This is a genomic window from Mesorhizobium sp. M0496, from assembly GCF_040321205.1.
Lineage (GTDB): Bacteria > Pseudomonadota > Alphaproteobacteria > Rhizobiales > Rhizobiaceae > Mesorhizobium.
Genome location: NZ_JAMYRC010000083.1, coordinates 1 through 10391, shown reverse-complemented (window position 1 = coordinate 10391; position 10391 = coordinate 1). Strand labels below are relative to the sequence as shown.

Genomic DNA, 10391 nt, shown 5'->3' with positions numbered 1-10391 from the left:
CCCTCATGAATCACATTCGCATCCCATACGCACCTCCCGTTAACCCGAAGCGATTGCCCTGGCCCGGCTCCGCCCGTCGATTGCCCCAAACGCATCGGCGGTTTATGTAAGGCCGCATGAGCGACACGACTTCACGCCTGACCGGCTGGATGGATCTTGCCAACCCGACGCGCTTCGTCGGGCTGGCCGACAGGGTCGTGCCATGGCTCGCGGCGATCGCCGCGCTTGTCCTCGCCGTCGGGCTCTATATGAGCTTCGCCGCGCCGGAGGATTTCCAGCAGGGCATCACCGTTCGCATCATGTACATCCACGTGCCTTTCGCCTGGCTCGCCATGATGTGCTACACGCTGATGGCGGTCTCGGCGCTCGGTACGCTGGTCTGGCGGCATCCGCTGGCCGATGTCGCGCTGAAATCGGCAGCCCCCATTGGCGCCGTCTTCACCGCGCTGGCCTTGATCACCGGCTCGATCTGGGGCAAGCCGATGTGGGGCACCTGGTGGGTCTGGGATGCGCGGCTGACCTCGGTCTTCGTGCTGTTCCTGATGTATCTCGGCATCATTGCGCTGACCCGCGCGCTCGACGACGCAAGCCGCGCCGCCTGGGCCGCCGCGATCATCACGCTGGTCGGCTTCATCAACATTCCGATCATCAAATTCTCGGTCGACTGGTGGAACACGCTGCACCAGCCGGCTTCGGTGTTCCGCATGGGCGGCTCGACCATCGATTCCAGCCTGCTCTGGCCGCTGCTGGTGATGGCGCTCGGCTTCACCGTGCTGTTCTTTGCACTGCACCTGATGGCGATGCGCACCGAAATCCGCCGCCGCCGGGTCATCGCCATGCGCCGCGTCGCGGCACGGCAGGCGGAGCAGCCCGCCAACTGACGCGTCGCGATCCTTCCCGCCGGCGTCGCGAAGTCGTAGATGGTCGCTCTCACCCCATCCGGCCGCGCGCCGCTACCGGCAGCGTTTCCAGCACCGTGTCACCCTCGATCAGATTGACCTCGTTGAACAAATTGGTGACGACGCAGCAATGGTCGGGCACGACGCGCACGCGTTCGCCGATGCGCAACTTGCCGTCGCCCGAAAGCGTGACGGTGCCGTGCTCCTCGCTCAAGCCCGTCACCCGCGCGCCCGGAATGCCGAGCAGTTCGCCGAAATCGGCGAGCCCGAGCGTATCGCTAGACAGTGCCTTGCTGCCGGCATCGAGGATGGCACGTGTTGCCGTGGGATGGCTGACCACCGTCGACAGCACCGTCAGCGCGCAATCGTCGAGGCTGCCGACGCCCTTGGCGACCTGGTAGCGGTCGAGATAGATGTAGGTGCCGGGACGATACTCCGTGACCACCGATGCCTCGCTCGAGCGCCAGATGTCCGGTGTGCCGCCGCTGGAGATGCGTTCGCAGGCGAGACCCGATGCGGCAAGCGTCTGCTTGGCGTCGGCAAGCCAGGCTTCTGCCTTCGCGGCGCGGCCGGCGGCCGGGTAGGTCATCAGCCCGCCGAAGGCGAGGCCGCCGGCTCTGTCGATCTGTCTTGCCAGCGCAACCGCTTCATCCGCCGTCTGCACGCCGCAGCGGCCCATGCCGGTGTCGCATTCGACCAGCACCGGCAGGCGATGGCCGGCATCGGTGAAGGTGGCGGCCAGCCCCTCAATCGTCTCCAGGCTGTCCGCCGTCACCGACAAGGTGATACGGCCATGCAGCGCCAGAAGCCGCTCCAGTTTGGCGCGGCCAAGGATGTTGTAGGGGAGAAAAATGTCGGCGAGCCCGGCGTCGGCCATCACCTCCGCCTCGCCTATCTTCTGGCAGGTGATGCCGACGGCGCCGGCTGCGACCTGCTTCTTCGCCCAGTAAGGCAATTTGTGCGTCTTGATATGGGGCCTGAGCTTCAGCCCGTTCTTGTCGGCATGGGCCTGGGCGCGGGCAATGTTGGCTTCAGCGCGCGCGGCGTCGATCAGGATCGACGGCGTGTCGAGATCATGGATGGTCGGCATCAGCTGTCACTCTGTGAGAAATCCGCAGCGGTTATGACCTCGAATGGGTGCGATGTCACGCGGCCAGCGGACCCGATCTGTGGTCCATGGGCCGGCGCAAGGCGGCAAATGGATCGACACCGGAACGGCGTTCGGCTATGCGATTTGCCGGACAAATCCATACGAAGGATCATGATCATGAAACGCTCCGCCATCAACGACATCATCCGCGAAGCCGACGCTTTCATCCGTTCGTTCGGCTACATCATGCCGCCCTTCGCCTATTGGTCGCCTCAGGAGATGAAGGCGCGCCAGGTCGACTCCGCGGCCGTGTTTACCTCGCGGCTCGGCTGGGACATCACCGACTACGGGCAGGGCAAGTTCAAGGATCTCGGCCTGTTCCTGTTTACCGTCCGCAACGGCCGCTACGAGGACATGAAGAGGGGCATGGGCATGCTCTATGCCGAGAAGATCATGATCTCGCGCAAGGACCAGCTGTCGCCGATGCACCGCCACAACATCAAGGCCGAGGACATCATCAACCGTGGTGGCGGCAAGCTGGTGCTGGAACTGTTCATGCACGATCGCGACGGCGGTATCGATCCCAAGGCCGAAGTGTCGGTGCCTGTCGACGGAACGATCCACAGGCTGCCGGCGGGTGGGCTCCTGAAGCTCGACCCGGGCCAGAGCGTCACATTGCTGCCCGGCGTCTGGCATGCCTTCTGGGCCGAAGGCAAGGATGTGCTGATCGGCGAGGTGTCCACCGTCAATGACGATCTCACCGACAATGTGTTTCGCGAGCCTATCGGCCGCTTTGCAGACATCGACGAGGATGTCGCCCCCGTGCACCTGCTGGTATCCGACTATGAGAAATGGCTGGGATAAGGGGCAATGCGGGCACGGGAATCGCGCGGGCAACTAGGATGTCGGGCCGTCCCCGTTTTGCCAGCCGGCTAGCTCTGGCAGGTCGTCAAGCCAACTTTTCTCCGTCATCAAGGCATCGCCGGCCTGCGGGTCGGTGGCGTTTTGAATGAGCCAGTCTATCCACTTCCGATAGGCAGCCGGGTCCAGCTGGGGCGGCAGCACCTTGGCCTTGGCCAGCATGCGTTTTCGGAAACTAACCTGCCTGCGGAGTTTGGTCGTCGTGAATTTGATTGCCTTGCCTTGGTATTCGACCGTCCAGCGCTCATCCCCATGGCTGGTGAGCCTGTCGATGGCGAAACCGACATCGACCGGCCTATCCCGCCAAGGAAGCTCGACGGCATTCTTCCTCAGATCGAGTGCCCATCGCCTGTAGTTGGTCCCGGCACGCTGGGGCGGCAGCACACCAGCCTGTTCGAGTATCTTCCGGCGGAAGGTAGGCTGCTTCTTAAGCTGGCCTGTCGTCAGCTCGATGCGATGCCCACGGAATTCGACGTGCCATCGGATCCTCCCATTGCCGAAATACTTCACCAGCCTGTCGACGACGAACTCGTCGTCAGCAAGCATCACGCAGCCTTGGCTGATGCTTTCGAGAATGAACTGGCTATCAGTGGGCATTATGCCGCCTCGTGCAGGTCAGATTGTAGAAAGGCCCGGCCGCATAGGCGATACCCCAATGCACAAAAGCGCAGTCGGGATCCGTTTCGAGTGCCTTCTCAAAGCGCTCCTTCCTCATGGTTGAAGCAGTAGCATCAGTTGAGGCCGATATCGAACCAGCGCTAGCTTTCCGCCGTGAGGGTGGAGATGAGGCGGCGGTAGGTGCCGAGGTTGGAGAGATCCATGAGGTCTCACCCAAGCCTTGGCCTTTCGGCGCCGTGACGCCCTGGACAGAGTCATAGCGATCAGTGTGTGCCGATTACGCGCGCCGGGCAAATGCATAGCGACTTTGCGGCCACATGAGGATGGCTTCCCGTGGAGCACGCTTCTTTCCGACCATTTTACGACCCTGAGTAAACTCATTCTCGAATGCAAACGCCCAGTTGAAGTTTAACCTTTTACGGCTACGGTCGGTCTTGAGCATACTCAAGATTCGCATGGCCGACGAAGCAGAAATCTGGAGACCGGGAAGTTTCACCAAGAACTTCAGCTGGGGTAGATCCTCGGCGGGGTTGCTGGAGCTATACGAAATCATTCGGCTTGGCTTCGACGGCCAGATGCAGGACGTTGCTCGGGAAGACTTCAGGAAGCGAGTGCGGTCGGCTGGCCGACCCGACTACATCCCCATCAATTTCTTCCTTTTCAACAAGACTGTTCGCGGCGTGGATTATCTCTGTGCCGATGAGTTGGTATTTCAGGCGATAAACTGGGATCATTCGAAGCGTTTCGACATGCTTGCCCTGTTCTCGTTCAATCTCAGCCTTGTGGGCAAATGGACGGGGGCGAGGCGGGAGCAGCGTCGGCCTGCCCTTTGGGCGAATGCCTACATCCGAGAGCGTGTAGCGGGAAGCCTGGATTGGAATACAAGGACGGTAAATGCCGACGACATTGAACGGTTCGTGAAAGCTGACTCACGTTATAGGGCCGAAACAACTCGGAAACTATCAACCAACCTCAACTATCTCTTCATCGGGGGCAGACTGCGTGACTTCCCGACGCCTCACATTGAAAGGTGGTGGGTAGACTGCCTGTTTCTCGCCCTGGATCGAATTGTCGAAGAACGCTTGCTCGATGAGGAATCTACATCGCCGTCTCAATATGTGCGTTTGCTGAACAGATATGGGTTTCTCCAACTGACGGGAAAAATCACGCTCGAAAAGGAGCTGGCTATCAGGCATCTCGTCGCCCTCTACGACGCCTGTGGCGGTCGGCAAAGGTTCTCAGAAGACGCGGTCAAAGACCGTACGAACACTCTGCTTCCGGATGTTGAGTACTTCGCGGCCAACGATCATCGCCCCAGGGGTGCGGTTCATAAGACAAATGCCCGTATCCTAAAAAGCATTCCTGCCGCGTGCGCCATGCTCGCAAGGTATGCTGGGTTCGAAGACTTGTCTCCGGACGAGCTTGAGGAGTTCGATCTAGAGGAGTTTGTGAAGCGCAGGACCCAAGTTGCGCTCGCCCAGCTGAAGGAAAACGGTGTGAGCCCGACAATGACCGCCGAAGAACTCATGAAATTGACGAGGGGGGAATGACGACTTTCCTGGATAGCAACATTGTGATCGCGCTCATCAACGACAAAGAGCCCAATCATGTTTGGTCAGTAAACGAACTCATTGTGAGGAAGACGCAGGGCCCGGCCGTCATATCGGATGTGGTTTATTCCGAGATCACTGTAACGATGAAGGATGTGGTCGAGGTCAACTCCGTGATCGAGGCGTTGGGGTTGGAGCGATACCCAACGAAGGACGCCGCCTTATTCCGGGCTGGACGCGCCTTCAAGGAGTACCGGGGCCGAACTAAGGGGCAGCAGAAGTCGGGAGTGCTTCCAGATTTCTTCATCGGTGCGATTGCCGAGGTCGAGAATGCGCCGCTGATGACGGACAACTCTCGCGATTTCGTTAGCTACTTCCCAGCCGTCGCGCTGATCACGCCACCTAAGGTTACGACTCCTCCTGCCGTCCTCCCCATCGACGCTCCTGTGTCTAAATGAAGCGCTCGTTGATCGCGTTTTTCGGCCTATGGTACTTTCGCCATACAAATCGCTCTCTAGGATAAGATGTTTCAGAAGCTCCTTGACCGCGACTTCCAGGTCGAAATCCATTCGCACGCTCGAGCTATACTGAGCGTCGATTTTCCAGATGCAATAGATGAGCTTGAGGACGCGATAGCGGGGTTGTCGATTCCGATTGAGGAGATCATTGGCTCCGGAGGCGGCGAGACGCAAGGGACCCAGCGCCTCCGGCGTGCGCTCGCCGATCGCGGATGGACGAAGCTGAATTTTACGGTCGAAAAGCGCATTAACGGTGTGGCGAGAGAAGCGATCTCTCACGAGATAGATCATGTGAAAATTTTTGAGGCGGGAGTGATCGCATGCGAGATCGAGTGGAACAACAAAGACCCATTCTACGACCGCGATCTTGAAAACTTCAAAAGATTACATGCTGATGGGGCGATATCGGTCGGCGTCATCATCACGCGCGGTACGTCTATGCAGGATCAAATGCGGGAGATGGTTTATCGTTTCACGCAGGAAAGGGCTCTGAATTCCCATGAAGCTGTCGAGGCATTCGGGATGGCCCGAACTGCCCGGCAGAAGAAGGAAGTCGACAAGCGAATCAAGAACGCGGGCATGTCATTCGAGGAAGCTTGGGCAACCCACTTTGTCTCGGACAAATACGGGGCCGCCACAACGCACTGGTCAAAGCTTGAGGACAGAGTCAATCGTGGCGTTGGTAACCCATGTCCCTTGCTGCTCATTGGACTCCCGGCAAGCATCGTGACATTCGATGAGAACATCGAGCTTGAAAAGATCGCCGACGAAGAACAAGCACTAATGAAAGAAGGTGTCGTTACACCGGAATGAGACTCACTCTGCGGCTATAACGCGGTCGGTGGCCGAGTTGTAGCCGTACGTCTTCCAAGTCGGCTCGTAGTCCTCACCCGCTTGATTACCCCAAGTGGCCCAACCGGAGCGCACGCCGCGGCCAAACATCTCAAGGTAGGGGCCTGAAGAGCAGCTTTCGATGAGAGGATATTGCTCATCCGGTTTGCGAGAATGCTCCCTCTTGCGGGAGGACAAATAGTTTACCTGTGACCGGCCAGGGTCTAGCGTACGGGCGTTCTTACCGCGCGTACCAAACAGAATGAGCTCGGTCACGTTTCTAAAGTAGAAACCAACACCGCGACCATCAGAACCGCCGTCTTTGCGAATCTTATGCCAAACGATGTTGGACTTGTACTGAAACCCCCAAGCTTTCATCACAGCTAAGCCGTCGGGAAGCAGGGCATTCGGGACCCAAAGGTAGAGATGCGCAGTCGGAGCGCATGCCTGCGCGACGGGTAGCGCCATAATGTCCGGCAGCGCCATAGTGCCATACCGGGAGAGCCGCTTATGTTCAGGAGCGACCTTCCCAGTGCGGTTGACGAATTGCCATGGCGGGTCCGCCATGATTGTTGCGAACTTGCGCTTTGCAGTAAATGTCAGGAAGTCGTTCGACGGTGAGGGATCGGTGTCAACTCGGTTGAGCATGATATCTCCTGCTGCCCACATACTTCCAAAAACACAGAGCAGGGCTCCGTCTGATAGAATCGAAAGTAGCGCCCCATGGTTAAGATGGGACTACCATATCCAGCTTACGTCGTCCTTGTGGAAACACAGAGCGCACATAGAATGCTCTCTGCATGTTCTCTTTATGTTCTATTTTTTGATTCCTGTCAACGCCATGATACGTTTCTGACAGATTGATCACGGGAATTTAGACAGTCGAGCCAACTGACTTAAGAGGATGATGTGGCTGGGGAACCTGGATTCGAACCAGGACTAACGGAGTCAGAGTCCGTGGGTCTACCGTTAACCTATTCCCCAGCAGGCAGGGTCATGAACCGTGCGGGCCGAGCGGCCAAAGCCGCTGTGAGCGCTGCCTTGTAGCCGCCAGCGGAAAATAGTCAAGCCTGCTGAGCGCTTCAAACGGCAGGTTTCGTCAGCCCGTTCAGATGCCGCGTTTCAAAGGTCGCGCCCGGCTCCGCGTTCAATCTCGTGCTCAGCTTTCTGTCCGGCTGAACTGCGAGCGCTCGAAGAGCAGCACGATGCCCAGGCCGAGGAACAGCGGGATGATCAGGTAGAACAGCCGGAACACCAGCAGCGCCGCCAGCACGCCGACCGGCTCCATGTCGGACAGGCCGGCGAGGAACACCACTTCGAAGACGCCGAGACCGCCCGGGGCGTGGGAGATCTGCGCGATCGAGAAGGAGACGAGGAAGACGCCCAGCACGACGAAATAGCCGGGATTGTGGGCCGCGGGCAGGGCAAAGAAGATGATCGCGGCGGCCGCCAGCAGTTCGATCGGGCCGATCAGCAATTGCCTGGCGACGATCGGCAGCGCCGGATAGTGCAGCTGAAAGCCAGCGATCTTCAGCGGGCGCAGATGCAGCCAGCTGCCGAAGATGTAGGCGGCGACCACGATCAGCATGGCGATGCCGGCTGCCTTCGACAGGCCGTGATGGGCAATGCCGGAAAACCGGTCGAGGATCTCAGGCTCGAAGACCAATACGAGGCCGGAGGCGAGAATCGTCGACAGCACGAAGGTGATCCAGCAGATCGCCACCAGCACGCCGACATCCTGGCCGCTCAGGCCCCTGGTGCCGTAGGCGCGGTAGCGGACGACGGCGCCGGAAAATACCGAGCCGCCGATGTTGTGCGACAGCGCATAGGTGGTGAAGGAGCAGAGCGTGACGAACAGCCACGAGACTTTCTTGCCGATATGCAGCAGCGCGATGTGGTCGTAGCCGGCGAGCGAGGCATAGGCGATGACCGAACACAGTGCGGCGAGTATCCAGCCGCGAGCAGGGATGGCTGATATGCCGTCCCAGACATCGTCGAGCGAAATGCCGCGCAATTCGTGCCAGAGCAGCAGCAGTGAGAAAATCACCGCCGCGATACCGACGACCGGCCAGAAATAGCGTCTCCAGTTCATTGACTGATTGCCATGCGTTGCGGGTCCGCTTCCTTTTCTGTTGGTGATGGGAGGAGACCGGCTGCGCCGGATTCTTCCACCCATTTCAGAAATGCCTCATTGAAGCCGGCTATTCAACCGCGAACGCTTTTTCGCGGCGGCAACCGGCAGGATTTGTCCTTCTTGCAAGCGGCTGAAAGGGACGCCGGCAGGCGTTGCGCTAGCAACCAAGCCTTGCGGACACATTACGCAATGCTCAGGGAATGGCGGTTTGCTGGCCCAGCCGGCAAAATTCGGCACGCGGCTCTTGGTGATCGGGCGCGGCACTGTTAGTCTGATGGCAACTTAAAACACTGAAGCGCCTGCTGCGTCCGTCATCGGTTCGCGCGGCGCCGGAAGGAACGACAGTGGAAGACCACGACACCGGCGCCGGCGCGCCGGAGGTGGGCGCGTCCAGCACTTCCCTGGGGTCATCTGGCCCGGGGACCGCCAGCTGGCAGCAACGCCGCCCGACGGAGCGCCGCTCCGCCGACGGGCAGGCGGGCGACGCGCCCCAGAAAGGCAAGCCCAAGAAACGGCGCAAGCGAAGGCGCGGGCGCAAGGTTTTTGTGCGCGACGAAGCGCGTCCCACGGAGAATCAATCGCCGGCGCCAGGCAAAACCAGTGCCCCGGCGGCGGAGGCGCACAGACCGGCGGAATCGGTGGCCTCGCCCGCAGCTGCGCCGGTGCGCTTCGAACAGGGCGCCCGTCGGCCGCCGGTGCACGAACTTCCGGTGTTTGCCGCGCTCGACCTCGGCACCAACAATTGCCGGCTGCTGGTTGCCGTGCCGACGCGGCATGGCCAGTTTCGCGTCATCGACGCCTTTTCGCGCATCGTCCGGCTGGGCGAGGGGCTCACCGCCAATGGCCGGCTCGGCCAGCCGGCGATGGACCGCGCGGTCGAGGCGCTGAAGATCTGCGGCGACAAATTGCGCAACCGCAAGATCCGAAAGGCCCGGCTGATCGCTACCGAAGCCTGCCGCACGGCCGACAATGGCGTCGAGTTCCTCGACCGCGTCGAGCGCGAAGCCGGCCTGAAGCTCGAGATCATCGATCGCCAGACCGAAGCGCGGCTGGCGGTTTCCGGCTGCGGCTCGCTGGTCGAGCGCGACACGCAAGGCGTCGTGCTGTTCGACATTGGCGGCGGCTCCTCCGAAATCGCTCTGATCGATCTCGCCGGCCGCCGCTCGCCAAGGCTCGCCAACCATATCGTGTCGTGGACGTCGCTGCCGGTCGGCGTCGTCTCGCTGGCCGAGCGTTTCGGTGGCCGCACGGTGACGCGCGAGATCTTCGCCGCCATGGTCGACGACGTCGCCGGCCGGCTGGCCAGCTTCGACGGCCGCGACCGGCTGAGCCATCTCAAGACGAGCCCGAATTTCCATCTGCTCGGCACGTCGGGCACGGTGACGACGCTGGCCGGCGTTCACCTTGACCTCGAACGCTACGACCGCCGCCGTGTCGACGGGCTATGGATGGACCGCGACAGCGTCGACCGCATGGTCGAACGACTGGTCGGCTGGGATTTCCAGCAGCGCTGTGCCAACCCTTGCATCGGGGCGGATCGCGCCGATCTGGTGCTGGCCGGCTGTGCTATCCTCGAAGCGATCCGCGCGGTATGGCCATCGGAACGATTGCGCGTCGCCGACCGTGGCCTGCGCGAAGGCATATTGAGCGAGCTGATGGCCGATGACGGCGTCTGGCGCAATGATGGGCGTGGCAGAGCATGAACCCGGAAGCGTTGCTTTGGTGAACAGTCGACCCCCACTCCGTCGAGCTTCGCGGGGCCACCAAAACCCCCCACGGCGGGGGGGGGGGGGGGGGGGGGGGGGTTTTAAAAAACCACCGCCCCCCCGC

Annotated in this window: 10 protein-coding genes, 1 tRNA gene and 1 pseudogene; 6 read left to right on the top strand and 6 right to left on the bottom strand. The window is 60.6% G+C overall.

Annotated features, from left to right (window positions below; translation table 11 throughout):
- The first annotated feature begins 116 nt into the window (after positions 1 to 116).
- The gene (locus tag NKI73_RS33030) at positions 117 to 881 is read left to right on the top strand and encodes a heme ABC transporter permease (RefSeq protein WP_352636189.1); all 765 of its coding nucleotides are present in this window, start codon (positions 117 to 119) and stop codon (positions 879 to 881) included.
- 49 nt (positions 882 to 930) lie between these two features.
- On the opposite strand, the gene NKI73_RS33025 is transcribed toward NKI73_RS33030, so the two are convergent.
- Positions 931 to 1989: a D-TA family PLP-dependent enzyme gene (locus NKI73_RS33025; protein WP_352636187.1), complete on the bottom strand. Its 1059-nt coding sequence runs from the start codon at positions 1987 to 1989 to the stop codon at positions 931 to 933.
- A 177-nt stretch (positions 1990 to 2166) separates the two neighbouring features.
- Here NKI73_RS33025 and NKI73_RS33020 point away from each other — a divergent pair, with 177 nt between their 5' ends.
- A complete protein-coding gene (locus NKI73_RS33020; protein ID WP_352636185.1) occupies positions 2167 to 2853 on the top strand; it encodes a D-lyxose/D-mannose family sugar isomerase in 687 nt (228 codons plus the stop codon).
- A gap of 33 nt (positions 2854 to 2886) precedes the next feature.
- Here NKI73_RS33020 and NKI73_RS33015 read toward each other — a convergent pair whose 3' ends face one another.
- Complete coding sequence (locus NKI73_RS33015; RefSeq protein WP_352636183.1) at positions 2887 to 3507, bottom strand: hypothetical protein; 621 nt, start codon at positions 3505 to 3507, stop codon at positions 2887 to 2889.
- Positions 3508 to 3523: 16 nt separating this feature from the next.
- Positions 3524 to 3731 (bottom strand): annotated as a pseudogene (locus NKI73_RS33010) (hypothetical protein); the annotation flags it as partial.
- A 252-nt stretch (positions 3732 to 3983) separates the two neighbouring features.
- Here NKI73_RS33010 and NKI73_RS33005 point away from each other — a divergent pair.
- The 3 genes from NKI73_RS33005 (at position 3984) to NKI73_RS32995 (ending at position 6409) form a co-directional block, all read left to right on the top strand.
- Positions 3984 to 5078, top strand: coding sequence for a hypothetical protein (locus tag NKI73_RS33005; protein WP_352636181.1), 1095 nt, complete (start codon positions 3984 to 3986; stop codon positions 5076 to 5078).
- Positions 5075 to 5536, top strand: coding sequence for a type II toxin-antitoxin system VapC family toxin (locus tag NKI73_RS33000; protein WP_352636179.1), 462 nt, complete (start codon positions 5075 to 5077; stop codon positions 5534 to 5536). The genes NKI73_RS33005 and NKI73_RS33000 overlap by 4 nt, the downstream gene beginning before the upstream one ends.
- Positions 5537 to 5602: 66 nt before the next feature.
- Positions 5603 to 6409 carry a BglII/BstYI family type II restriction endonuclease gene (locus tag NKI73_RS32995; RefSeq protein WP_352636177.1) on the top strand — a complete coding sequence of 269 codons (807 nt, stop codon included), beginning with the start codon at positions 5603 to 5605 and terminating at the stop codon, positions 6407 to 6409.
- A 3-nt stretch (positions 6410 to 6412) separates the two neighbouring features.
- Here the strand turns inward: NKI73_RS32995 and NKI73_RS32990 are convergent, their stop codons facing one another.
- The 3 genes from NKI73_RS32990 to NKI73_RS32980 form a co-directional block, all read right to left on the bottom strand.
- Positions 6413 to 7075 carry an MT-A70 family methyltransferase gene (locus NKI73_RS32990; protein WP_352636175.1) on the bottom strand — a complete coding sequence of 221 codons (663 nt, stop codon included), beginning with the start codon at positions 7073 to 7075 and terminating at the stop codon, positions 6413 to 6415.
- 262 nt (positions 7076 to 7337) lie between these two features.
- Positions 7338 to 7411: transfer RNA gene (locus NKI73_RS32985), tRNA-Gln, on the bottom strand.
- A gap of 175 nt (positions 7412 to 7586) precedes the next feature.
- Complete coding sequence (locus tag NKI73_RS32980; RefSeq protein WP_352636173.1) at positions 7587 to 8519, bottom strand: lysylphosphatidylglycerol synthase domain-containing protein; 933 nt, start codon at positions 8517 to 8519, stop codon at positions 7587 to 7589.
- 386 nt (positions 8520 to 8905) lie between these two features.
- Here NKI73_RS32980 and NKI73_RS32975 point away from each other — a divergent pair, with 386 nt between their 5' ends.
- The gene (locus NKI73_RS32975) at positions 8906 to 10264 is read left to right on the top strand and encodes a Ppx/GppA phosphatase family protein (RefSeq protein WP_352636171.1); all 1359 of its coding nucleotides are present in this window, start codon (positions 8906 to 8908) and stop codon (positions 10262 to 10264) included.
- Positions 10265 to 10391 lie beyond the last annotated feature (127 nt).